This is a genomic window from Desulfurellaceae bacterium, from assembly GCA_021296095.1.
In the GTDB taxonomy this organism is placed as follows: Bacteria; Desulfobacterota; Binatia; order Bin18; family Bin18; genus JAAXHF01.
In genome coordinates this window covers 21,256-44,758 of the sequence record JAGWBB010000032.1, presented here as the reverse complement: position 1 = coordinate 44,758, position 23,503 = coordinate 21,256, and the positions used below count along the sequence as shown (strand labels likewise).

Below are 23,503 nucleotides of genomic sequence, written 5' to 3'. Positions count from 1 at the left end.
GGGCCATGACCGCCTCGTACACCCGTGGGGCGACCGGCATCAGGGTGATCAGGTCGCTCGTTGCGCCGCGGGGCAGGCGGGCCTGCAAAATGCCGTCCTGGTCGCTGTCGTACGACTCCACCCGCAGCACGGTCCGGTTGCGCCGCTGGGGCATGCTGATCCGGTATTCCCAGGCCGTCTCGTCGCGCATTGACCAGCGCACGGCCTGCGACCAGAACTTGCCGAAACCCGGCCAGCGGATCCAGTTGCCCGACCCGCTACCGCTGGGATCGAAGGTCACGGCCACGACCTTGCCCAGCCCGTACTGCCAGGTGGCCAGAATCGGGTCGCGTTCCTCCTTGGCGTCGGTGTACAGCTGGACTTTGGCGCCCTTCTTGGGGTTGGTCAACATGTATTCGTCGAGGTCGGGGAAGTCGTGCAGGCCGCTCAGGATCTGGCCGCGCACCCCGACCAGGGGCTGGATCTGTTTGGGCTCCTGATCCTCCTCGTCCTCGTCTTCCTCGTCGTCCTCACCCAGGGTCTGCCGGGTGTCTTTGACCAGCAGCTGGGGCAGCCGTGCCGCGTCAGAGACGTGGTAAAACCGGCCCTTGGTTTTTTCGGACATGTAGGACAGCAGCCGCAGGTTGACGGTGTCGGCCCCGATCCGGATCGTGGTAATCGAAATCTGGCGCTGGCTAACCAAATGGACCAGGGGGTAGTGGTCGGCCGGGCTGCGGTTGGTGTCGCCGTCGGTCAGCAGGATGATGTGGCGGATGGCCCGACGGGTCTGTCCCAGCTGGTCGGCCGCGGTTTCCAGGGCCCTGAAAAAATCGGTGCCGCCGCCGTACTGCAGACGTTCTATTTTATCGCGCAACTCGTCCCGGTTCTGGGACAGGGGTCTCAGCGCAGACAGCACATAGGCTTCCGAGTCAAAGGCGACCGCCCCGGCCATGTCGGTGTCCCTGAGCTGGCCTAGCACGGCCAGGGCCGCCTGCTGGGCGTAGTGCATTTTCTGGCCGTCGTGCAGCCCCCGGACCTTGCTGTTGTAGCCCATGCTGTTGGAGCGGTCGATGATCAGAAACAGGGCGATCGGGATACGTTTCTTTTTGAGCGTTTTGGGCGCGGGCGGGGGTTGCTCCTGAAAGGTGATGGGTAAGACCCGCTCGACCGGCGTCTCTCGAAAGGCCAGATCGCCGAAAGACCGGGTGCCCCCGGCCATCAGAAAGCCGCCGCCAAAATCGCGTACATAGCGCTCGATGACCCGCATCTGGCGGTCGGTGATGCCGCCCCGGCCGATATCGTCAAACACTAGACAGTGATAATCGAGCAGATCCGACAGCCTGGTCGGGATCCCCTCGGGACTGCGAAACTCGATATCGACTTCCTTGAGCTGAAGCGCACGGGCCAGGTGGGTGCGCGGGTTGTCGGTAATGACCAGCGAGCGGACCTTGCCCGAGACGGCCAGGGTGGCGTGTTGGCGGTTATTACCGGCCACGGTATCCGGCTCGGCCCTGATTTCGGCCCGCAGCAGATAGTTGCCGGGCTGCATGATCTGGGCCGGCACCTCGAAAACCGACAGACCGGGCCCGAGTTGAACCGACTGGTTGGTCAGCCGATCCCGGTTAGCGTGGATGGTCACCCGGCCCTCGACCGCCTGCTCATTCCCGTTGCGGACCACCAGACGCAGGGTAAAGACGCTGCCCTCCCGCACCAGGGGCGGGATGACGAATTTCTCCAGGGAGATCTCGGGCTGTTGGCCCGAGGGTGGAATGACCGGAAAAATACTGATGCCCATCTGCCGCGCCAGGGCCAGATGCTGGCGCGCCGAGCCGCTCGTCTCGTTGCCGTCAGTCATGAGCAGCAGGCGCTTCTGGGCCTGTTCGGGGTAGAGGGCAAACACCCGCTCCAGGGCTTCGGCGATATTGGTTCCGCCGCCGGTGTGAGCCTCGTCCGGATCAACCGCCACGCTGACCGAAGTCGGCGGGCCGGGCGGGACAAGCAGGCTGGTATCGGTGGCAAACGACAGGGCGGAAAACTCCTCTTCGGCGCTCAGATGGCCGCGCAGCTGGGCCAGATAGTCGTTCATCCACTGGCGGCCCTCACGCGAGATGCTGTCCGAGGTATCCAGCGCCGCAACCAGGGCCAGCTTATGCTCCGACAGGGTGGTTTGCAGGTTGAGGCCGGCCAGGGCGGCGACCAGGGCGACTGCGGCCAGGCTGCGCAGCACGACGGCGCTGAACAACACCCCCCGTCCGCGCTGCCACACCAGCGGCAGCCACAACAGCGGGACCAGGGCCAGCAGCCAGAACCAGTCCGGCTCAAGAAAAACATAGCTGCGTCCGAAAATGTCGTAGCTCATTCCGCCCTCGCTCGGGTATACCGCCACAGCGCGTACAGCCATTCCAGAAACAGCAGGCCTGCGGCGCCGTAGTACAACAGCTGGCCAAACTCGACCGGCACGGTGCGGCTGACCTGGTGGGGAGCCTGGGAGGTGTCCAGAACGACCGGCGTCGTCTCTGGAGCGGGCTCGGCCTGAGGCCGGCGTCCGATGTCCGACTCGAGTTCATCAAACAAATTCGCGTACCACATGGTCCGGTAGTCGCCGTTTTGCAGCCGATAGGCGCCCACGTGTGGAACATCCACCGCTGCGGCTTCGAGTGAGCGCGTTTCGCCGCTGGGCAGGGTCAGCTCGAGCGTCTCAAGCGCAACCGAGGTTGGCACAAAGAAGGTTTCGCCGGGCGTGGTCAGGGCCGGTACGTCGGGGTCTGGCGGCAGCAGCCAGCGCACCGCGTTCAGAAACAGCAGCAGCAGGCTCAGATTGTCGGAGTCGGTCAGGTTGCCCCGGCCCAGGTCAAAGGCCAGGCACACCACCCGGTGGCCGTCCTTTTCGCCGGTCAGTGCCAGCGGTACCTCGCCGCCGGCTGTGCGTGACGAAATCAGGACTTGGGCCCACGAGGGCAGGGCCAGCACCCGGGCCTTCTTGAGCGGCAGGGCGTCAACATACTGCAGGTTATGCAGAATCTCGTGGCTCTCACGCCAGTCCAGAATGCTGAGATCTTTCGCTTCGGCCACGACCGGAAAGAGCGGATTGTCCAGGGGCGGGAAGATGTACAAACTGTTGGCGGCGACCGCCGTGTCGGGGACGAACTGGTGGAACAGGACGATGTCCTGGGGCTCAAGGCTGAGCGTGGAAAAGTCGTCCGGACTGACCGCAGTCAGGCTGAGGTTGGGAATCGAACGGCTGACCCGTTGCAGCTCGCTGTGCAGGCTGGTGCTGGCCGAGACCAGGACGAGGCGGCGCTCATGGCCCTGAGCCACCCAGGCCAGGGCCTGGTTGTCGACCGACAGCCCGTCGTCGGGACTGATCCGGGCGACCAGCTGGCCGGCCTCGCTGAAGTTGCCGATCGAAAAGGAGGCGCTCTCGCGGGCCGGCAGGCTGAACGCCCGGCGGAAGATCTGGCGCTCGTTCAGGCGGACCGTCAGGATGCCCCGCTTGGTACGCGCGGCGTAGTTGCGGACCAGAATATAGGCGCGCGCCTGCGAGTAGTGCTGGAACGGGTTCTGGTGCAGGTTGAGGGCGGCCAGGGCGATATTGTCGTCGTTGCGACCAACCCGGTGATAGACCAGCTGCGCCAGCTGATCATGGGCCAGGCTGAGCTGGGTCTGGGGCACGTCGGTGAAAACGTGGACGCTGGCCCGCTGTCCGGCCCGGTCGCGCTCGAGGTCGAGGTTGGTTGGGCTGTCCTCGGGCCGCAGCGATTCGAGCAGGTGCAGAAAGACGCGGTGGTCGGTGGTAAAGCCGCTGACCACCCGGGGGCGGGCCGCCACGCTGATCAGCATCACCTCGTCGAGCGGTCCGAGGGATCGCACGACCTGGACGGCCTGGTCGCGGGCCAGGCTGAAGCGCTGGGTGGTGCCCTCACGGACCTGCATGCTGGCCGACACGTCAAAGACCAGAATGTGGCGGCTGCCCTGAACCTCGGTGACCGTATGGGGGCGGTAGGGGTGCAGCAGCCCGCTCAGCAGCAGGCTCAGCAGCAGGGCTTGCAGCAGGAACAGCAGACTCGGCATGAACCGCCGGACGCGGACGCTGTCCTCCCTGATTTCGTTCCAGAACATCAGGCTGGACACCTCAACCCGTTTCCGCCAGCGCTCCCGCAGGTAGACCAGGATCAGAATGCCCAGCAGGGCAAAGAGCGGCAGGGCGGCGGGATTCAGAATGCCCATGACACGCGTGTCCTAACGCAGGGCCAGCAGCCCGGTTCGGGTTAGTTCGTGGCTGACCACCTGGCTGACCGTCTGACGGGTCGAGACCCGGCTGTACAGAATCTGGTGTTGGTGACAGAAGTCACGCACGGCGTCGAGGTGGGCCTGCAACAGCTCCTGATAGCGGCCCAGGTTGGCCTCGCTGAGAGTGATCCAGCGCTCGGCGCCGTCCTCAACGTCGTGCAGCTTGCCGCGGCGGAAGAGACGCCTGGGGTCCAGCTCGGCGGCGCCCAGGACGTGGACCGCCTTGACCTCATAGCCGCGCGTTTTGAGAAAGGCCAGCGACTCTGTGTACTGTTCGGCCGGGGTCATGAAGTCCGAGATGATGATCGCCACCCCGGGCTCCAGGGTTTGTCCGATATAGGCCCGGACCGATTCTTGCAGCGTGGTCTTGCCGCTCGCCGACAGGCTGTCAAGAAACGGCCGGAGCCGAAAAAATCGGCTGCGGTGGCGCAGAAACGGAGTCGCCCGAAAGGCCGGCGTTCGGGTGTCGGGGGCGGACAGGGCAATCAGCCGCAGGGTGTTGTTGTTGGCCAGCACGACATAGCTAAGGGCCGACATGACATCCAGGGCAAAGCTGAACTTGTCGTCCACGGTCGGCACGCCCATTGAGGCGCTGGTGTCGAGGAAGAGGTGGAACGGAATCTCGCGTTCGGCGGTGAAGGTCCGAACCATGAGCTGACCGAGCCGACCCACGGCGTTCCAGTCCAGATACCGGAAATCGTCGCCGGGCGAGTACTCCTTGAAGGATTCAAACTCGATGCCCGAGGCCTGGCTGGTGCGCGGAATCGGGGTTTCACCCGGACGGTGGCCGCGCGCCGTGCGGACGCGAATATGAAACCGGTTCAGGGTCTTGAAAAAGGCGGAATCAAGGCTGGCCACGGTCGGATCGCCCTATTGGAGTTGACGCGCGCTGGTGAGGATGCGCTCAATCAGGCTGTTGGGATCGACATTGTCCGCCTCGGCCGCAAAATTGAGCACCAGGCGATGGTTGAGGGTCGGCCCGGCCACCCGGTTCACGTCGTCGTAGCTGACGTTGGCCCGGCCGTCGAGCAGGGCCACGACTTTGGCCCCCAGCATCAGGGTCTGGCCGCCGCGCGGGCTTGAGCCAAAAGACACGTAGCGGTTGATCTCGTCGTCTTTAGCCAGCGTCACACTGGCCTTGTCCTCCGGGCTCATATAGCTTGCCTCGGCCGGAATCGTGGCATGAATCAGGGCCGCGATATACTCCTCTATGTGCGGGGCGACGATGACCTCGCGCACCAGATGACGCAGGGCCATGATTTTTCCCGGGGCCGGGGCCTGTTCAAAGACGGGCTGGATCTTGAGCAGTTCGGTCGTCGTGGTCGTGCTGATGATGCGCCGGACCTCCTGATGGGTCGGATAGCGCAGGCGGACCTTGAAGAAGAAGCGATCCAACTGGGCTTCCGGCAGCGGGTAGGTGCCCTCCATCTCGATCGGGTTGAGAGTGGCCAGGACAAAAAAGGGCGGCGCCAGGCGGTGGGTGGTGCCGGCCACCGTCACCTGCAGTTCGGCCATGGCTTCGAGCAGGGCGGCCTGGGTTTTGGGGGTGGAGCGGTTGATCTCGTCGGCTAGCAGCACGTGCGAGAAGATCGGCCCCGGCACGAAGCTGAAATCGCGCCGGCCGTCCTCGCCGTCCATGATCATACGTGTGCCGGTGACATCGGCCGGCATGAGGTCAACCGTAAACTGAATCCGGCTGAAGCTGAGGTTCAGCGCTTCGGCCAGCGAGCGGACGATCAGCGTCTTGCCCGTTCCCGGCACGCCCTCGATCAGCACGTGGCCGCCGGCAAAAAAGGCGATCAGGATGTTCTCGATCAACTCGTCGTGGCCGATCACGACCCGAGCCACTTCTGACTGGATGCGGCGAAACGTTTCCTGGAACTCGGCGACGAGGCTGGCCGCAGGAACGTCGGTCGTGGTTTGGCTCGGCATTTCGCTCGGCATTTCGCTCATCTCGACCCTCCTCGGGAAAACAGACGTTTGACAATAGCCTCGTATTCGGGCGGGATCTTGGCCTTGCGGATGGCGTCGTCCAAAGACTGCTCCTGACTCAACCGGCGGCGCGATTTGCTGGGCGGCAGCTCGCCCTCGTACTTGACCGGCTCGCCGTCCCCGCCCCGGGTGAGTTCATAGGTGCTGTCCAGCGACAGCTGGAAGGTCTGCGGGCTGTCGCCCAGACTGGCCCGGTTGCCGAACAGGTTCGGGTCGGTGCCGCTGCCGGCTCCCATCCCCGCTCCGCCCGCACTGCCGCCGCTGCCCGGCATCTGCGGGGTCTGGGGTTGAAAGCTGCCGCGGGCGTTTTTGCGGCCCAGGCGAGCTTGGCTGAGCTGTTGCAGGCCGCTGCCCTGGGTCGGCATGCCGGCCGGGCCGGCGGCGTCGGTCGCCTCCCGTGTGCGTCCGCCCTGCGGTCTGTCCGTGCCCTGGATCGAATAATCGGCCTGGTCCTTGGGTGTGATGGCAGCTTGCAGGGCGTCGAGATCCAAATGATCGGGCAGGGGTGGGGCGGTGGGCGCCTCGGGCTGGGCTGACGGGTCTGGGGTGGGCGGAATCGACAAGCCGTGCAGGGTATCACGGATCGACTGCTGGAGTTCGTCGGACAGTGAGGCCAGGGTTTGCAGGGCCGGGTTAGTCGTGTCGCCGTCCATGGCCATGGGCTGGTCCTGGCCCTCGGCCGCCGGCGTCTCGTTCTGGGGGAACATGCTGCTCTCGCCCCAGTTTTCCGAGGCCGGAGGGATGAGCGACATTTGTTCGTCAATCAGCTTTTCCATCCGTTCAGGCAGGTTTTGGGCCAGCTGCTGCATATTGACCAGGCTGAACGGGTCGTCCTGCTGCTGGGAGGAGAGGGATGGAATCAGGCTGGTCAGGCTCAACAGGCCGAGCGCGGCCAAAAAGGGCAGGCTGGTCCACGGAATCCGGCGCGGAGCGACCTTGGGGAGGTCCCAGTCGGCCAGCCGGGCGGTGTTATCGGCCAGCAGGTGCGGCCACAGGCGCGAGGGCGGGGCTGTGCCGACCACGCCATCCTGGAGCTGGGCGGCCAGGGTCGAGACGCGCTCTTGCAGGCCGGCGCGCTGATCGGCCCGGCGGGCGGCCCGGACCACATCCGCCCACTCCCGCACGCCGCGCCGCAGGCTGACAAACAGCAGGACGAGCAGACCGAGGCCGAGCGGCCAGCTGACCCAGGCAAAAAGAGGGGAGGCCAGCTCGAGCTTATAGGCGCACACGATCAGAACGCAGCTGACCAGGGCCAGGGCCGTGCCGAAAATATACACGCGGTGCTGGAAGGTGTAGCGATTCAGCCGTCCCCGCAGCCGTCGCAGCCGGTCTTCTATGTCTGCCAGGGCCAGCCGCTCCTGTGTTCCCGGGACACCTACCATTGCTGACTGCTCCCTTTCTGGTGCGCAAGCATGTCCACGTTCCAGTTCCCGCTTCTGCGAGCTGTATACGGACCGCCGTTCGGCTCGTGTTGGGCCTGACTCAGGGTTCTACTCGCCCTAAGTGCTTGATGTTCCTGGCCGTACTAGCATCTCACGCAAAGCGCTCCCAACAATAGTCGAGAGCATGACACAGGTCAACTCGGGAAAACTGCTGCCGGCCGCCCCTCGGCACGGGCGGCTCTTGGCTGTGCCGCGGCTCATCGTCTATACACACATCCATGACCGCCCATGTCCGCTTATCGGTCCTCAGCCTGGTCGGCCTGCTGGCGGTGCTGGCGGGTGCCTGCCACGAACCCCTGCGGCCGCCATATATCGTGCCCGAGCTGCACAACTGGCCCGAGACGTATCGCGGCACCCCAGGTCTGCGGCTGCACGTTTTTCAGACCGGCTGGCTGACCCTGCCGAGCCGGCTGGTGTATGAGGGCGGCAGCGTCTTTGGCCGGACACAGCTCGACGTGCTGGTGTTTGCCATCCAGCACCCCGACCAGGGGCTGGTCCTGGTTGGCGCCGGGCTCAACCGGGCGCTGGCCGACTCCTCGGCCGATGGTCCCCAGACCTACCTGGAAATACCGCTGTCCGTCATCGGACGAGCCCGGTTGGACAGCGGCCAGGACATTGTCGCCCAGCTCGAAGACGCCCGGCTGTCGGCCGACGGGCCGACGCACGTCATTCTGCCCGACCTGCGACCCGACCATGCTGGAGAGTTGGAGCATTTTTCCGAGGCGGTGGCGGTGGTGAGCCGCGCTGAACACGCCGCCGCGCTGGGGCAGACCGGGCTGGGGGCGTACCTGCCCAAAGAGTATGACCAGGTCACCCGGTGGCGGTTCATAGATTTTGGCCAGGCCGAACCGCTCGGCCTGCTGGCTGCGGCCCAGGACGTGTTCGGCGACGGCAGCCTGGTGGTGCTCGACGCCAGCGGCATGACTGCGGGCGGTCTGGCAGTACTCGTCCGGCTTCCCTCGGGACCGGTACTGTTATGCGGCAACCTGGCCTGGACCAGGCAGCAGTATGTGTATACCCGTCTGCCCGGGCTGGCCTTTGATCGGAGCGCCTGGTGGGATAAGATCTGGCGGGTGAAGAAGTGGAGCCAGCTCGCACCCGAACTGACGGTGTTGCCCGACCATGACTGGCGGACGGTTGAGGAGCGGGCAACGGCCGATATGCAGCTCCACGTGTTTGAGGAATGACGACCGATACGCGGGCGGGACGCCGTCCTGACGGCTGGTGATGGACGATGGAGGTCACGATTCTTGGCCACGGCTCGCTGATGAGCGGGCGAGGTTTAGCCTTCTCGGGGACGTTTGCTGTTCGCCGGGCCGGCATTGTGGCGCTGGCCGACTGTCGGCGGGGGTTTGCCAAGCTGTCGATGTACGGCAACCGGTTTGCCACCGATGTCGAGCTGGCGCGGCTGCCCTTGCAGGGCCGGCGGGTTTCACCCCACACCGACCAGGCCGACGGGACCGAGACCCTGGCCCTGAGCGTGTCCCTTGACGACGGCTACCGGCTGATGAAACGGGAGGGCTATCAGCCCGATGCAGCCCGGCAGCTGGCCCGTCTCGGTCAGCGGCAGGACCTGGGGCTGGCCGATTTCCTGTGGCGGGTGCAGACCGAGGCCGGGCACGATGTGGTCGGCTATCGGCGGCGGCTGTTTGAGCTGACGGGCTATACCTCGCCCCACTATATTCCGCATCCGGTGCGGATTGACGGAGACGAGACCGCCCTGATCTTTGTGGCGCCGGGTTTTGACGCTACGGGCTCCGAGGCGGTCATCTCGGTCCGCCAGCAAACCGGTGTGCGGGGGCTGATGTCCGCCGGACAGACCTGGCAGCGCAAACCCAACGACGAGCAGCTGAGCTATATGGTGTCGTGCCTGCTGGGCGGTGTGCACGGACTCAGGATTGACGACCTGCTGCCCCGGCCCGGAGATGACGCGCGCCTGATCACGGCTCTGTGCGAGCGCTTGCGGCCGGAAATCACGGTCGAGCTGAGCCGTTTCAGGGAGACCGTCGGTCTGTCGGCCGAGCAGTATGGCCGCGCTTTTGGCGAGCCCGAGACGTTGCTCAGACGAAGCGGTTTATACGACTTTGTGGCGGGCAATCTCAGCCCGCCTGCCTGACGTGTGGAGATGGCACGATGTCTTTCTTTTCAGTCGCTATCGGAAAAGACCAGTTGCGTTTCACGGCCGCCCACTTTATCGCCTTTCCGGGCTTCCGGGAGCCGCTGCACGGTCATACCTATCAGGCCCAGGTCACGGTCAGCGGACCGGTCGGGCCGGACGGCTATGTGGTCGATTTTCTGGTCCTCAAGAAAATTGCCGAGGAAGAATGCGCCCGGCTCCATTTTCGGACCCTGCTGCCCGAGCGCAGCGACTGCCTGGACATTGCCGAGCGTGACGGGCAGGTCGAGGTGGGCTGCGAGGACGGCAGTTGTTTTGTGTTGCCGCGCCAGGACGTGTGTCTGTTGCCGATTGTCCACTCGTCTTCAGAAGAACTCGCCCAGCACCTGGTCGGGCGGTTGCGGCAGCGGCTGCGTAGCGAGCGCAACAGCATCGAAACCATTGAGGTCAGCATAGAGGACATCCCCGGCCAGCTGGCGGTGTGCCGCGAAGCCTTCGGCGCTGACCCGGCGGCTGAGAAGACCGGATGAGCCGGGTCCGGTGGGCTGGGCTGGGTCTGGTGCTGTCGGCCGGGCTGGGCTGTGGTCCCGAACTGCCCGAGGCGGGATCCGCGGCCGCCCAGGTCTATGTCCGGCGCTGTTCGGGCTGTCACCGCGTGTATCACCCGGGGTTGCTGACGGCTCACATGTGGGACTCTATGTTGACCCGAATGGATGCTGAGCTGCGCCGGCTGGGCCGACCGCCGCTCCAGGGACACGAGCGGCAGACCGTGCGCGCCTATCTCCACAAGCACAGCGGCGGGTAGGGGTCATGGCGCGGGACTGGGCGGGCACGGACCGTGGAGCCGGGCAGGCACGGGGGCCTGCCCCTACGGGTTGCGCTGCAAATTGTACTGATCGTACACCGCCGGCAGCTCCAGGGTGGCCTTGGCCCGATCTTGCAGTTGGCGTAGATGGGCGCTCAGCGCCTTCTGACACGGGCTGTCGGCCAGGCAGTCCTGGAACGGGGCGGGCGCGGCGGTCATGGCCCGCTGGAGGGTTTGCAAGACCCAGGCGGCCTCGGTTTTTGCGACCGGCGGCATAGGCGGGCTGGGTGGTGGAGCCACCGCGACCGAGGGTGGTGGTGGGGTCGGACTCGGTGGACGGGCCGCGCTTGGCTCTGGACTGTCTGAGGAAGCGGAAGAGGAGAACGACGGCAGGCGCGAGGTCGAGCTGCCCGGGATGACCGTGCCAATCGCTCCGAGTACGTCGCGCTGTTGCTGAACCGTACAGCTGGTGAGGAGGAACAGGCTGCCGAGCCACAGGCATATGTATCGCATAGTGGTGCTCCCTCGGGCTGGACCGGACCCGCTGACCTTGACTTGCGTACGCAAACAGCAGACTGTCTAGCACATATGGAACACAAGCACACCTATCCGGAAGCCCTGGAGACCCTGCTGAACCGCCTGCCCGAACTTGAGCTGGTGCTGGGGCCCCAGGCCAAGGGGGGCCTGGAGTCGGTCCAGCGCTCGCTGCACCAGGCGATTGCCCTGCGGGCCGACGGCGACGTGCCACGCGCCGTGTCCCACATTGCGGCGGCCATGGATCGCTTGTCCCAGTTGGCTGACGGGTTGGGACCGCAGGAGGCGATGATGATGCGGATGCTGACCGAGCAGTTTCGTCAGGCCCTGCTCAGTGGACACGATGGCGAGGCGCAGCGGGTGTCCGACCTGATGCGTAACAAGTCGGGCACCACAGTTCGGAAATAATTCACAAAATATACCGCGACAGATCCTCATCTTTGACAATCTCTTCGAGCTTGTCTCTGACGACCTGGGCGTTGATGGTGACTTCCTGGCCGTCGAGCTCGGGGGCGTCGAAGGACAGATCCTCAACCAGACGTTCGACCACGGTATGCAGGCGCCGGGCGCCGATGTTTTCGGTTCGCTCGTTGACGATGGCGGCGATCCGGGCAATCTCTTCGACCGCATCGGCCACAAAGGCGAGCGTCACGTTCTCGGTCGCCAGCAGGGCGCTGTACTGGGTCAGCAGGGCGTTCTTGGGCTCGGTCAGGATGCGGATGAAGTCGTGTTGGTTGAGGGCGTCCAGCTCGACCCGGATCGGAAAGCGGCCCTGGAACTCGGGAATCAGGTCGGACGGCTTGGTGGTGTGGAAGGCGCCTGAGGCGACAAACAACACGTGGTCAGTGTGGACCATGCCGTATTTGGTGTTGACCGTGCAGCCCTCGACCAGGGGCAGGAGGTCGCGCTGCACGCCTTGGCGCGAGACGTCCGGACCCTGGGCGTGGTCGCGGCCGGCAATTTTGTCAATCTCGTCGATGAAAATAATGCCGGTTTGCTCGACCCGGCGGATCGCCTCGCGGACCACCGCGTCCATATCGACCAGCTTGTCGGCCTCTTCCTGGGTCAGCAGCTCGACCGCTTCGGGTACCTTGAGGCGCCGTTTTTTGGTCTTCTGGGGCATGATATTCGAGAACATTTCTTTGAGCTGGTTTTCCATGTCTTCCATGCCCTGGGGAGCCATGACCTCGATAAAGGGTGCGGCGGGCCGCGTCAGCTCGATTTCGACCTCGCGTTCGTCGAGTTTTCTCCGGCGCAGCATGCGACGCATCTTCTCGCGGGTGGCCTGTCCCGGCTGCTGGGTCGGGTCGTTGGTGTCGTGGCCGTCGGTCTGACTGAAGCCGGCCCGCGAGGGCGGAGGGGGCAGCAGCAGATCGAGAATCCGTTCTTCGGCCTGAGCCTGGGCCTTGACCTGAATCCGTTCCTTGGCCTCCTGCTTAACCATATTCACAGACAGTTCGGTCACGTCGCGGACCATGGACTCGACATCGCGGCCGACATAGCCGACCTCGGTGAATTTGGAGGCCTCGACCTTGACGAACGGCGCCTGCGCCAGCCGGGCCAGGCGGCGGGCGATCTCGGTCTTGCCGACCCCGGTCGGGCCGATCATCAGAATATTTTTGGGCGCGATCTCATCCCGCAGCTCCGGCGGAACCTGCTGGCGACGCCAACGGTTGCGGAGAGCAATGGCCATGGCCCGCTTGGCCTTGGCCTGACCGATGATATAGCGGTCGAGTTCAGACACGATCTCGCGTGGAGTCATAACCGGCAGCACGGCTTCTTGGGGATCGGGATCGACAGGGGGGACAGCATTAGCGGCGTTCGCCATAGGACAGCTCCTCGAGCGTGATGTGGCCGTTGGTGTACACGCAGATCTCTGCGGCCGTACGCATGGCTTCTTCGGCAATCGTCCGGGCGTCCAGCTCCGTGTGCTTGCGTAAGGCCCGGGCTGCGGCCAGAGCGTAGTTGCCGCCCGAGCCGATAGCCAGAATGCCGTCGTCGGGTTCGAGCACGTCGCCCAAACCCGAGATCAGCAGCGACGAATCCTGGTCGACGACCGCCATCAGGGCTTCCAGCCGCCGCAGCACCCGGTCTGAACGCCAGTCACGGGCCAGCTCGACCGCAGCCCGGCGCAGGTTGTTATTGTACTCTTCGAGTTTTTTTTCGAACATGTCGCACAGGGTCAGGGCGTCGGCGGTGCTGCCGGCAAAGCCGGCCAGGATTTTGCCCTGGGACAGTTGGCGAATCTTGCGTGCCGTGTGTTTCATGACCGCGTCACCCAGACTGACCTGACCATCCCCGGCCATGACAACCCGACCCTGATGGCGGACCGACACGATGGTCGTGCCGTGCATGCTGTAGCCCTTCATGAGCCGACCACCTCCTGTTGCGGAATGGAGAACGGAGAATGCAGAATGCAGGACGGAAAACACAGTGCGGTCAAGAAGGTCGGTCTTCCCCCCATAGGCTTCCCTCTGTCCTCGTTCGTCATTGGAGCACCGCCGCGCTAGGCGCGCGGGTGCGCCTTATCGTACACTTCCATGAGGCGGTCGAGGTTCACATGGGTGTATTTTTGGGTCGTGGATAGACTGGCGTGACCGAGGAGTTCCTGGATGGCGCGCAGGTCGGCCCCGGCCTCAAGCAGATGGGTAGCAAAGCTGTGGCGCAGCGCGTGGGGGCTGGTTTTCAGGCTGATGCCACAGGTGCGGGTGTAGTCCGCCACGCTGCGGGCCACGCTGCGGGTGGTCAGACGTCCGCCACGACGGTTGAGAAAGACGGCCGGACAGCTGGGCGGCCGGGGGCTGGCGGCGCGTTTCTTGGGTGTCAGCAGGCTTGGAATCTGAGCCCGGTAGCGGGTCAGGCTGTCGAGTGCACGGCGCCCGATCGGCACCACCCGTTCGGTATTGCCCTTGCCCTGCACCCGGATGACCTCCAGGTTGTCATCGACATCGTCCCAGTCGAGGCTGACGAGTTCGCTGACCCGCAGGCCGCACGAGTACAGGACTTCGAGCATGGCGCGCGCCCGCAGGCCGGCGGCCGAGTCGGGCGGCGGGGCGTCCAAGAGACGAAACATCTCATCGACCGGTAGATAGCTCGGCAGTGGATGGTCTTTTTTGGGAGACGCGAGCTGCAGGCTGGGGTCGCGCTGTAGCTCGCTCTCGCGGACCAGAAAACGGAAAAAGCTCTTCAGGGCCGAGAGTTTGCGGCCGATTGAGCTCTTGGTGTGATCGCGGTACAGGCTCGACAGAAAAGCCTGGATCAGGTGGTGATCAATCTGCTGGATACCGAGCGGGCGCGGGTTGGCCCGTGGGGTGGGCCTTTCCACAAAGGCAAAAAATTGACTCACGTCACTCAGGTAGTTCCGCTGGGTGTGGGTGGAAAGGTTTTGCTCCACCCGCAGGAAAACCTCGTAGCGGGCCAACAGGCTGGCAATAGTCGGTGTCTTCATAGTCTGGACAAGAACAGGACAATGGTATCAATAAGTCTGTGCCGAATAAAGAGCGGTGTCGAGAAATGGAGGATGGGCCATGCCACAGTCGCCGACCTGTCACCAGTGCGGGGTCGAAATTCATGTTGTTGAACGGGTCGGCCGTCGGGACAGCTGTCCGGGCTGTGAGGCAGACCTGCGCTGCTGTCTGAATTGTGTGTTCTACGACCCCCACGTCTCAAATGCCTGCCGCGAACCAAACGTCGAGCCGGTTCGGGACAAAGACGTGGCCAATTTCTGCGACTATTTTTCGCTGGGCAATCCGGCCGCCCGGCCTGCGGCCGAGCCGAGCCAAGCGGCTGACGCCCGGGCGCATCTCGAGGCGCTGTTTGCCAAGAAGAAAAACTAGGCGAAGGACAGTCGAATGAACCGCTTGCTGCTCTGCTTGTCCATGCCCGCGCTCATCGTCGCCCTGAGCGCCTGTCAGCCCGACCCGAACAGCCCGCGCGGCGTGGCCGAACGCTTTCTGGACGCGCACTATGTGCGCATGGACCTGCAGGCGGCTAAGGATTACTGCACAGGTCTGGCGCTCAAACGTGTCGAGGACGAGATCCGCCTAACCGAGGGCCAGGCGATTGACGCCAATACCCGGCTGCCGCGGGTGTATTACAGCCTGGTGAAAGAAACGCCGCGCGGCGACACCAGCGTCTCCTTCCAGTATCAGGCCAGGATTACGGTGGCCGGGGGCGGAGAGTTTCAGAAAGAATTGCTGCTCAGCCTGCGCAAGGGGCAGGACGGCTGGCGGGTGATGAATTACAGCGAGTTTGATTGAGCCGTCAGCCCATGGTGTTGTTTCGCCAGCCGGATGCGGCGTGGACGGCCGCCTTTCTGGCCGCCCAGGCCGGTCGTCCCTGCAGCTATGCCGAGACCGGCGCGTCGCGCACTGGCCCGCCTCCGGGCTGTGCGGTCGATCATCATCGGGTCTTGCTGGGATACGGTCGGGCGACCTTTCGAGCCGCCTGTGCGGCGCTGGACGGCTGGCGGATGTTCCGGCTCGGCTGGGTCAGGCTGCAGCCAGCGGTGAATGCCGGCGGCCAATCGAGCGAGCAGATATCAGCCTTTTCGTCCGCTGAGCGGTCTGTAGCCGAAGGGCAGGTGGTCGCCGTCATCGCTCGGCTGGCCGGGGTGTGGTTTCTGAACGCCTGCCGGGTTGTCTACGTGTGGCAGGACGCCGGAGTGATCGACCGCTGTGGCTTTGCCTATGGCACGCTTGAGGCTCATATGGCGCGCGGCGAGGAGCGCTTCAGCGTCGAGTGGCACCACGCCGACGATTCGGTGTGGTATGACCTGCTGGCGTTTTCCCGGCCACGGCACGTGTTGTTTCGTCTCGGCTATCCGCTGGGACGGTGGCTCCAGCACCGTTTTGCCCGTGACTGTGCCGCAGCCATGACCCGCGCCGTGGCCGGGACAGGGCCGGCCGGGGTTGGCGAGGTCCAGATCGTGCGTCGGCACACCCCCCGGGCCGAGCTGACCCGCTGGCTCGGCTATTGGGTGGGGATTGCCGGGCTGCTGGGCGGAGCGCTCGTCTGGCCGGGGTAAAGCTGAATGAGAATACCCTCCTTTTCCAGAAGAGATGCTCATGCATCTCCAAGGCGAATGCGGATGACCTTCTTCAGAAGGACTCCGTGTTCACCTGTGTGGTCGTGGCGGTCGGGCTTATTGCGGCTGGGAGACGAGGCGCAGGTAGGGTTTGAGGGTTTTCCAGCCCTCGGGGTATTTTTCCTTGGCCTCGGCGTCAGACACCGCCGGCACGATGATCACGTCTTCGCCCTGGCGCCAGTTGACCGGGGTCGCGACCTTGTGCTGGGCGGTCAGCTGCATGGAGTCCAGCACCCGCAAGACCTCGTCGAAGTTGCGACCGGTGGTCATCGGGTAGGTCAGCATCAGCTTGATCTTCTTGTCCGGCCCGATCACAAAGACCGAACGAATGGTGGCGTTGTCGGCTGCGGTGCGCGGGGCGCTGCCGCTGGCCTCGGGGTGGATCATGTCGTACAGTTTGGAGACGGCCAGGTCGGCATCGCCGATCAGCGGATAGTTGACCGCATGCCCCTGGGTTTCTGCGATGTCTTTGACCCAGCTGGTATGATCGCTGACCGGGTCGGTGCTGAGGCCGATGACCTTGCAGTTGCGCTTGTCAAACTCGGGTTTGAGGCCGGCCATATAGCCCAGTTCGGTCGTGCACACCGGGGTGAAATCCTTGGGGTGGGAGAACAGGATCGCCCAGCTGTCCCCAATCCAGTCATGAAAGTTGATTGTGCCCTCCGTTGTGTCGGCGGTAAAATTCGGAGCTTCTTCACCAATATGGAGCGCCATGCTTGTCCTCCCCTGAGAATGATGTGAGCTGAGGGTGAGCGAGGCTCGCTTCCCGATGTGGCGGCCGGCCTCGTTCGCCTTTCCTCTTTACTAGCGATTTCCCACCCGAGAGTCTAGCCTGATCTACGCCTAAAACCCTTCGAGTTGGGCCAGCCGCTCGCGGTGGTAGGTGGCATCCCCAAAGGCGAACTCGTTCCACTTGGCGCGCTTGAACCAGAAGTGCATGTCGTGCTCCCAGGTGAAGCCGATGCCGCCGTGCATCTGGACCGCCCGGTTGGTCGTGCGGGCATACACATCCGACAGCCGGGCCTTGGCCAGGGCTGCGGCCCGGGATGCCTCGGCCGGCAGGGCGTCAAAGGCGTAGGCGGCGTACCATACCAGCGACCGGGCGGGCTCGATGTCGCTGGCCATCTCGGCCGCCATATGCTTGAGCGCCTGGAATGAGGCGATGGGGCGGTTGAACTGGGTGCGGGTTTTGGTGTACTCGACGGCCAGATCCAGGGCTTTCTGCGCCCCGCCCAGGCTGTCGGCAGCCAGGGCTACACACGCCGCGTCAAGCAGCCTGGCCACGATTTTCCAGCCCTTGTCCTTTTTGCCGACCAGGGCGGTTTTGGGTACGGCAACCTGCTGGAACTCGGCCCGATACACCCGTCGGGTCTGGTCAACGATATCGAGCGGCGTGAGGCTGAGGCCCGGAGCCTGACGCTCGACCAGGAACAGGCTGACCCCCTGTTCGGCCTTGCCCGAGGTCCGCGCTACTACCAGCAGCACGTCGGCGACCTCCGCAAACGGGACAAACATCTTGGTCCCGGACAGCACATAGCCGTGTTTGGTTTTTTTGGCCTTCAGCCGTACGCCCCGGGCGTCGAGCCGGTCGTCCGCCTCAAGAAAGGCCAGCGTGCCAATCGCCTGGCCCGCAGCCAGACGCGGCAGCCAGGTCTCCCGCTGGGCCGGACTCCCGGCCTGGACCAAGCCCAGCGTGGTCAGCACCGACGAGAACACAAACGGGCCGGGCACGACCGCCCGTCCGATCTCTTCGAGCAGAACCGCCATATCCAGCATGCCGAGTCCCAGGCCGCCGTGGGCTTCGGGGATCAGCAGACCAGTCCAGCCCAGTTCGGCCGTCTTGCGGTGGAGTTCGGGCGAAAACCCCTTGGGATCGTCGTACAGCTCTCGGACCAGGCCGGGCGGGCACTCCTGGCTCAGAAATTCCCGGGCCGTGTTTTGCAGCAGCTCCTGTTCAGCTGACAGGCTAAAATCCATAGCGCTCTCTCGACTGCGGTTCAGCCCGACTTGGGCATGCCCAAGCCTCGCTCGCTGATGATGTTCTTCTGGATCTGTGAGGTGCCGCCGCCGATAATCAGACCCAGGGTAAACATGAACTCATACTGCCACACGCCGTTATCGATGACCCGGTCTGCCCCGCGCTTGAGCGGGGCGTAGGAGTTCATGATCTCGAGCGCCAGGGCGCAGATGTCGTGGTTCAGCTCGGTGCCGACCAGCTTGTTGACCATGGCTCCGAGCCCGGCCCGGCGGCCTTTGATGACATCGGTCAGCTGGCGCAGCGAGTGGTACTTCATAGCCTCGACCCGACCGAGCAGCTCGGCCAGCTTCTGGCGGATGACCGGGTCCTCGGCCGCAGGCTTACCGTAGCGCCGATGGCTGCGGGCCAGCCGCAGCAGGTTGTGCATCATCATCTGGGTGCGGGTGGTCGAGCCCAGCATGTTGCGCTCGTGAAACAGGGTTGCATTGGCCACCATCCAACCCTGGTGCAGGTCGCCGACCAGGTTGTCCCGGGGGACGCGCACGTCCTCGAAAAACACCTCGTTGAAGCCGGCGTCGCCCGTCATCTGGACCAGGGGGCGGACCGTAATCCCGGGCGTTTTCATGTCGATCAGGACGTAGGAGATGCCGCGGTGCTTGGGCGCGTCCGGATCGGTCCGGACCAGACAGAACATCCAGTCCGAAAACTGGGCGCCCGAGGTCCAGACCTTCTGGCCGTTGATGATGAACTCGTCGCCGACCAGTTCAGCCCGCGTCCGCAGGGAGGCCAGATCCGAGCCCGAGCCGGGTTCGGAATAGCCCTGACACCAGATCTCTTCGGCGGTCAGCACCGTGGGCAGATAGCGCTGTTTCTGCTGCTCGGTACCGCACTGCAGCAGGGTCGGGCCGAGCATGGTCAGGCCAGAGGCGCCGATCAGGCCCGGCGCCCGGGCCAGGATGAGTTCTTCGTTGACGATGGTCTGACGCATGACATCGCTGTCGCCCTGGCCGCCGTACTCCTTGGGCCAGCCCCTGGCCACATAGCCGGTCCGATGCAGGCTGCGCTGCCAGGCTTTTGCGCGCTCGATGCGGCGTGGATCGTCAGGCGCCAGCGTGCTGAGCGATTTGTCCTTTTTGGGGACGTTTTTTTTCATCCACGCCCGGACCTGTTTGCGAAAGGCCTTGTCCTGTTTGGAATAGCTGAGATCCATACCACTCTCCGGCGTGCTTACAGGTCGTACAGCCGTCTGGCGTTCTCGCCGATGATCTTGGTCCGGGCTGCTTCCGACAACGGCGCACAGGCTTCCCGGACCTCCTCGACCACGCCCGGAAAGGTGCAGTCGAAGTGCGGATAGTCCGAGCCCCAGATCACGCAGTCTTCCAGGCCCATGGCGACCATGCCCTGCAGGGTGCGTTCGTCGGGGTCGAGGGCGATAAAGCACTGCTGCTTGAAGTGCTCGCTCGGTTTTTGTTTCAGCCACGGTACGTAGTGGCCCATTTTCTCAAAATGACCGTCCATGCGGTCGAGCCAGTAGCCGATCCAGCCCATGCCCGATTCCAGAAAGGCGACCCTTAGCCCGGGAAACTTGCTCAGCACCCCGCCGCAGATGATATCCATGCACGCGCCCTGCTGCTCCCAGGGATGGCAGACCATGTGGAAGAAAAACGGGTCTTTGTAGCGCTCCTGTCCCAGGGTCGGCATTTTGGTGCCAAAGCTGCCGTGAATGGCGACCGGGATGTTCAGTGCTTCGGCCTCGCGCCACAGCACGTCATAGGCCGGATCGTTCAGCCGGCGACCATTAAACGGGTTGGGGCGGATGAACACGGCCCGCATGCCCAGCTCTTTCACGACTCGGCGCATCTCGGTGACCGCTTCGTTGACATCCTGCAGGGGCAGCGGGGCAACGGCAAAGAAGCGCTCGGGGTAGGGCTTGCAGAAGTCGGCAATCCAGTTGTTATAGGCCCGGCACGCCGCGGCGGCCAGCTGCGGGTCTTCCAGGTCGCCGTAGATCAGCCACAGGCTGGGATAGAAAAAGGCTTGCTCAATCCCTTCGAGGTCCATGTCCTTGACCCGGGCGTGGGGGTCATAGCCGCCCACAACGATCTCGTCCCAGCCCATGGTCCGGGCTTTATGCGGGTCGGACAGCCCGCCCGGCGTACACGCTGCGGCAATCGCCATGTTGCGGTCATGGCGGACTTGGCCGTTAATCCTGAGCTTGTCAATGCCGTCGCGGTCACGAAAAATCTGAATCACCCCGTCGCGATAGGCCGGCTCGGTATACTCCTGCCAGACGCTCGGCGGCTCAAGAATATGTCCATCCGCGTCAATAATCTGGGCCATGGCTGCTCTCCTTTGCGGCGCTCCTGGGCGCCCATCTTCACTGTTCACTACGCGCAGGCGGCGCGCCCTGTCAACCTGACACCCCGGGCAGGCCGACGACGACCTGATTGCTGATCCGCTCCACCTCACCGTCGGCCCGCAGGCCCTTGAGGGAAACCGTACAACACGTCTCGGGGTCGCTGAGATCGTCCCAGTCAATGTCGGCCTCGGCCGGGATGGGAAAGCTGACCGAGAGCGCGCCGGCGTAGCGCTTGAAGGGCTTGAGCGTCCCGGCCAGCCTGACCTCGGGTTCGAGCGGAAAGACCAGCACTTCGAGGTAGGGCAGGGGCAGCTCGATGTCCTCGGCCAGGTCATATTCGAGCCGGACGGTCAGCGACTCGGCGTTGAAGCGGTGCAGCTCAACCTGTGAAATGTCGACCAGAGCCTTGCTGGGCTCTGGACCCGAGCAGCCCGAGAGCAGCAATCCGGCCACAAGAAGAACGCCAGGCAGATACCTGAATCCGCTTTTTTGCTGAGAGGTGGGTGCCTGTTGTCCGCTCATGTTCCATCCCTCGCCGTGCGAAGACCGCCTGGCGCCGAAGCGATTTCAGACCTGGACCGGGCTAAATCAGCTTGACGTCCCGCGCGAAGCGCTCCATCATGCCGGCCATTTCTTCATAGCTACGGGCAAAGTTGAAAAAAGCCAGGTACAGATAGCTCGCTCCCAGCTCCTGGTAGCGAGGAATGTCATCGACGATGGCCTCGGGCCGTTTGCCGCGGGGCGACACACACAGGGTAATCGTTGACATGTCCCGCCCGGCCTTGGCCGCCCTGTCCCTGAGTTTGTCCACCCGTTCGGCAAATTCTTCAGGACTGAACACCACGGCCGCCCAGCCGTCGCCGTATTCGACGATCCGGCGCAGGGCCGGTCCGGTATGCCCGCCCAGCCAGATCGGCGGGTGGGGACGTTGGACCGGTCGGGGCTCGCAGCACAGCTCGGGGAACTGGTGAAAGCGGCCTGAGAAGCTGGCGCTGTCCGCGGTCCACAGGGCTTTCATGACCGCCACGCTCTCATCGCTCAGCGGGCCGCGGTCGGCAAACGGAGCGTTGAGGGCACTAAACTCCTCCTCCATCCAGCCCACGCCGACCCCCAGGATGACCCGGCCGGCGGACAAGACATCAAGGGTGGCGACCGTCTTGGCGGTCACCACCGCATTTCGATGGGGCAGGACCAGGACGGCTGTGCCGAGACGGATGGTGGTGGTGCAGGCTGCGGCAAAGCTCAAGACCGTCAGCGGTTCGAGGATAGGCGCGTGCGGGTCGAGCGGAAACGCCCCGGTGGCGGTATACGGGTATGGTGAGGCGATCTCCAGCGGGGTGACGATGTGATCGCCCACCCACACCGAATCGTAGCCCAGGGCTTCGGCCGTTTGGGCGGTGGTCCGAATATTGTTCAGCACGTCGCCTCTGGCCAGCGGACCGATATGGGGTAAAAAGGCACCGTATTGCATGCTGCGTCTCTCCTCTGGGGCTCTCGACTCGCCCGGCTGAACGATGAGGACTGCCTCAGCGAGAAGAGATCATCGTTCCCCTTTGCGGTCAAGACAAGGCCGCCGGACAGGTCGGGCGCGGTTCGCAATCTGGCAATCCGGGGCCGGACGTGCTAACACCACCTGAACCGCAGCGCGCCCGAAACACACGGATTTGACGAATCGAGATTCATGAGGAAAGCCATGCAGGGGGTCCATATACTCTTGGTCCGACACGGAGAGACGGTGTGGAATCAGGAAAACCGCTGGCAGGGCCAGGCCGATGTGCCGCTGAGCGACAATGGGCGGGACCAGTCGTGGCGGCTGGCGCGGCGGCTGGACGCGGAAAAGCAGTCGGTCCAGGCGATCTATACCAGCGACCTGATGCGCGCGGTGGATACGGCGATGATTCTGGGCCAGACCCTGGGGGTCGAGCCGACCATTGAGACCGGCTGGCGGGAGATGAACATCGGCACCTGGAGCGGGCTGCGGACCGGTGAGGTGATTGCCCGTCACCCCGAGGAGTGGGAACGCCTGCGGGCGGGTGAGGATCTGCCCCGGGGCGGCGGCGAGACCTTCGCCCATTTTCAGGGCCGCCTGATTGATGCCGCCCGGTCACTGATCAACCGGCACCCCGGTCAGCAGGTGGCGGTGGTGACTCACGGCGGTGCGGTTCGGGCATTCTTGCTGCACTGTCGCGGTTTGGCCATGAGCGAGTTCCGCAAGATCGACAAAATCGGCAACACCGGCCTGAGCAAGGTGACCCTGAGCGCGGACGGCGGCGCGCTGATCCATTATGTGAACGATACCAGCCATCTGGATGGGGTGGCGCTGTCGGGCGAGACGGTTGACGCCTGAGGACATCTGGCGTCAAGAAAGATAGGCTGTCTTATACGGGCCTCAGCAGGAGGACGACATGGGAGAGATTAGCGTCAATGTCACGCTTGAAAATCCCAACGACCGTGCTGTCTTTGAACGGGGCTATGGCGAGGAGTCTGCTATTCGTCGTTCCAGTCTTGAGGCGATTGTCGATACCGGCGCCGTCATGCTGGTCCTGCCGCAGAACGTGGTTGAGCGGCTGGGCCTGGAGATACGCCGAACTGTGATCGTCTCCTATGCGGATGAGCGGAAGGAAGAGCGCCCGGTGGCGGGTCCGTTGACCATCCGCATTGGCAACCGTTTCATGAGCACCGACTGTGTTGTCGGCCCTCCCTTGAGCGAGCCGCTGATCGGCCAGATCGTTCTCGAAGCCTTGGATCTCATCGCCGATTGCACCAATCGGACCCTGACGCCGCGCCCGGAGTCTCCGGACTATCCGCTGTTGAAACTCAAATGAGCGGTCCTTACTCATCAGCCACGCGGCCGTGGCTCCTTGCCAGCCTGCACGAGGCCCCGTGGAGCTGGCCGGATAGCGAAAATCCAAGCCTCGTTTC

At 64.2% G+C, this 23,503-nt stretch carries 25 protein-coding genes; 10 read left to right on the top strand and 15 right to left on the bottom strand.

The window, feature by feature from the left end:
- The 5 genes from J4F42_09790 to J4F42_09770 form a co-directional block, all read right to left on the bottom strand.
- Positions 1-2,338: VWA domain-containing protein (locus J4F42_09790; protein ID MCE2485790.1), on the bottom strand; the 2,338-nt coding region annotated here is incomplete at its 3' end.
- Positions 2,335-4,206, bottom strand: a complete 1,872-nt coding sequence (locus J4F42_09785) for a BatA and WFA domain-containing protein (protein ID MCE2485789.1) — start codon at positions 4,204-4,206, stop codon at positions 2,335-2,337. The genes J4F42_09790 and J4F42_09785, both read right to left, overlap by 4 nt.
- Positions 4,207-4,218: 12 nt before the next feature.
- The gene (locus J4F42_09780) at positions 4,219-5,127 is read right to left on the bottom strand and encodes a DUF58 domain-containing protein (protein MCE2485788.1); all 909 of its coding nucleotides are present in this window, start codon (positions 5,125-5,127) and stop codon (positions 4,219-4,221) included.
- 12 nt (positions 5,128-5,139) lie between these two features.
- Complete coding sequence (locus J4F42_09775; protein MCE2485787.1) at positions 5,140-6,222, bottom strand: MoxR family ATPase; 1,083 nt, start codon at positions 6,220-6,222, stop codon at positions 5,140-5,142.
- Positions 6,219-7,643 carry a hypothetical protein gene (locus J4F42_09770; GenBank protein MCE2485786.1) on the bottom strand — a complete coding sequence of 475 codons (1,425 nt, stop codon included), beginning with the start codon at positions 7,641-7,643 and terminating at the stop codon, positions 6,219-6,221. Before J4F42_09770 ends, J4F42_09775 begins: the two co-directional genes overlap by 4 nt.
- Positions 7,644-7,921: 278 nt before the next feature.
- Here J4F42_09770 and J4F42_09765 point away from each other — a divergent pair, with 278 nt between their 5' ends.
- Genes J4F42_09765 through J4F42_09750 form a run of 4 tightly spaced genes read left to right on the top strand, consistent with a single transcriptional unit; the run spans position 7,922 to position 10,624 of the window.
- Positions 7,922-8,890: an MBL fold metallo-hydrolase gene (locus J4F42_09765; protein ID MCE2485785.1), complete on the top strand. Its 969-nt coding sequence runs from the start codon at positions 7,922-7,924 to the stop codon at positions 8,888-8,890.
- 47 nt (positions 8,891-8,937) lie between these two features.
- Positions 8,938-9,819: a hypothetical protein gene (locus tag J4F42_09760; GenBank protein MCE2485784.1), complete on the top strand. Its 882-nt coding sequence runs from the start codon at positions 8,938-8,940 to the stop codon at positions 9,817-9,819.
- A 17-nt stretch (positions 9,820-9,836) separates the two neighbouring features.
- The gene (locus J4F42_09755) at positions 9,837-10,349 is read left to right on the top strand and encodes a 6-carboxytetrahydropterin synthase (protein ID MCE2485783.1); all 513 of its coding nucleotides are present in this window, start codon (positions 9,837-9,839) and stop codon (positions 10,347-10,349) included.
- Positions 10,346-10,624: a hypothetical protein gene (locus tag J4F42_09750; protein ID MCE2485782.1), complete on the top strand. Its 279-nt coding sequence runs from the start codon at positions 10,346-10,348 to the stop codon at positions 10,622-10,624. Before J4F42_09755 ends, J4F42_09750 begins: the two co-directional genes overlap by 4 nt.
- A gap of 63 nt (positions 10,625-10,687) precedes the next feature.
- Here J4F42_09750 and J4F42_09745 read toward each other — a convergent pair whose 3' ends face one another.
- Positions 10,688-11,137 carry a hypothetical protein gene (locus tag J4F42_09745; GenBank protein MCE2485781.1) on the bottom strand — a complete coding sequence of 150 codons (450 nt, stop codon included), beginning with the start codon at positions 11,135-11,137 and terminating at the stop codon, positions 10,688-10,690.
- Between the two features lie 75 nt (positions 11,138-11,212).
- Here J4F42_09745 and J4F42_09740 point away from each other — a divergent pair, with 75 nt between their 5' ends.
- Positions 11,213-11,566: a hypothetical protein gene (locus J4F42_09740; GenBank protein MCE2485780.1), complete on the top strand. Its 354-nt coding sequence runs from the start codon at positions 11,213-11,215 to the stop codon at positions 11,564-11,566.
- A gap of 1 nt (position 11,567) precedes the next feature.
- Here the strand turns inward: J4F42_09740 and hslU are convergent, their stop codons facing one another.
- From hslU to J4F42_09725, 3 genes are all read right to left on the bottom strand, one after another.
- Positions 11,568-12,920 (bottom strand): ATP-dependent protease ATPase subunit HslU, encoded by a 1,353-nt coding sequence (gene hslU / locus J4F42_09735; GenBank protein MCE2485779.1) that lies wholly within the window; start codon positions 12,918-12,920, stop codon positions 11,568-11,570.
- A 49-nt stretch (positions 12,921-12,969) separates the two neighbouring features.
- Positions 12,970-13,527 (bottom strand): ATP-dependent protease subunit HslV, encoded by a 558-nt coding sequence (gene hslV / locus J4F42_09730; protein MCE2485778.1) that lies wholly within the window; start codon positions 13,525-13,527, stop codon positions 12,970-12,972.
- Positions 13,528-13,664: 137 nt separating this feature from the next.
- Positions 13,665-14,606 carry a tyrosine recombinase XerC gene (locus J4F42_09725; protein ID MCE2485777.1) on the bottom strand — a complete coding sequence of 314 codons (942 nt, stop codon included), beginning with the start codon at positions 14,604-14,606 and terminating at the stop codon, positions 13,665-13,667.
- A 79-nt stretch (positions 14,607-14,685) separates the two neighbouring features.
- On the opposite strand from J4F42_09725, the gene J4F42_09720 reads away from it, so the two are divergent.
- From J4F42_09720 to J4F42_09710, 3 genes are read left to right on the top strand one after another with little or no spacing between them, the layout of a single operon-like run.
- Positions 14,686-14,994, top strand: a complete 309-nt coding sequence (locus tag J4F42_09720) for a hypothetical protein (protein MCE2485776.1) — start codon at positions 14,686-14,688, stop codon at positions 14,992-14,994.
- Positions 14,995-15,009: 15 nt separating this feature from the next.
- On the top strand, positions 15,010-15,417 hold the full coding sequence (locus J4F42_09715) for a hypothetical protein (GenBank protein MCE2485775.1): 408 nt from the start codon (positions 15,010-15,012) through the stop codon (positions 15,415-15,417).
- Positions 15,418-15,428: 11 nt separating this feature from the next.
- Entirely contained in the window at positions 15,429-16,184 is a 756-nt protein-coding gene (locus J4F42_09710; GenBank protein MCE2485774.1) for a DUF1990 domain-containing protein, read from the top strand.
- Positions 16,185-16,301: 117 nt separating this feature from the next.
- Here J4F42_09710 and J4F42_09705 read toward each other — a convergent pair whose 3' ends face one another.
- The 6 genes from J4F42_09705 to J4F42_09680 all read right to left on the bottom strand — a co-directional run bounded on the left by J4F42_09705 (position 16,302) and on the right by J4F42_09680 (position 22,052).
- Positions 16,302-16,958, bottom strand: a complete 657-nt coding sequence (locus tag J4F42_09705) for a peroxiredoxin (protein ID MCE2485773.1) — start codon at positions 16,956-16,958, stop codon at positions 16,302-16,304.
- A gap of 129 nt (positions 16,959-17,087) precedes the next feature.
- Positions 17,088-18,221 (bottom strand): acyl-CoA/acyl-ACP dehydrogenase, encoded by a 1,134-nt coding sequence (locus J4F42_09700; protein ID MCE2485772.1) that lies wholly within the window; start codon positions 18,219-18,221, stop codon positions 17,088-17,090.
- Between the two features lie 20 nt (positions 18,222-18,241).
- Complete coding sequence (locus J4F42_09695) at positions 18,242-19,432, bottom strand: acyl-CoA dehydrogenase family protein (protein MCE2485771.1); 1,191 nt, start codon at positions 19,430-19,432, stop codon at positions 18,242-18,244.
- A 17-nt stretch (positions 19,433-19,449) separates the two neighbouring features.
- Entirely contained in the window at positions 19,450-20,562 is a 1,113-nt protein-coding gene (locus J4F42_09690) for an amidohydrolase (GenBank protein ID MCE2485770.1), read from the bottom strand.
- Positions 20,563-20,632: 70 nt separating this feature from the next.
- Positions 20,633-21,103 (bottom strand): hypothetical protein, encoded by a 471-nt coding sequence (locus tag J4F42_09685; protein ID MCE2485769.1) that lies wholly within the window; start codon positions 21,101-21,103, stop codon positions 20,633-20,635.
- Positions 21,104-21,164: 61 nt separating this feature from the next.
- The gene (locus J4F42_09680; GenBank protein ID MCE2485768.1) at positions 21,165-22,052 is read right to left on the bottom strand and encodes a TIGR03619 family F420-dependent LLM class oxidoreductase; all 888 of its coding nucleotides are present in this window, start codon (positions 22,050-22,052) and stop codon (positions 21,165-21,167) included.
- Between the two features lie 222 nt (positions 22,053-22,274).
- On the opposite strand from J4F42_09680, the gene J4F42_09675 reads away from it, so the two are divergent.
- A complete protein-coding gene (locus J4F42_09675) occupies positions 22,275-22,928 on the top strand; it encodes a histidine phosphatase family protein (GenBank protein MCE2485767.1) in 654 nt (217 codons plus the stop codon).
- Between the two features lie 58 nt (positions 22,929-22,986).
- The gene (locus J4F42_09670; protein ID MCE2485766.1) at positions 22,987-23,406 is read left to right on the top strand and encodes an aspartyl protease family protein; all 420 of its coding nucleotides are present in this window, start codon (positions 22,987-22,989) and stop codon (positions 23,404-23,406) included.
- Positions 23,407-23,503 lie beyond the last annotated feature (97 nt).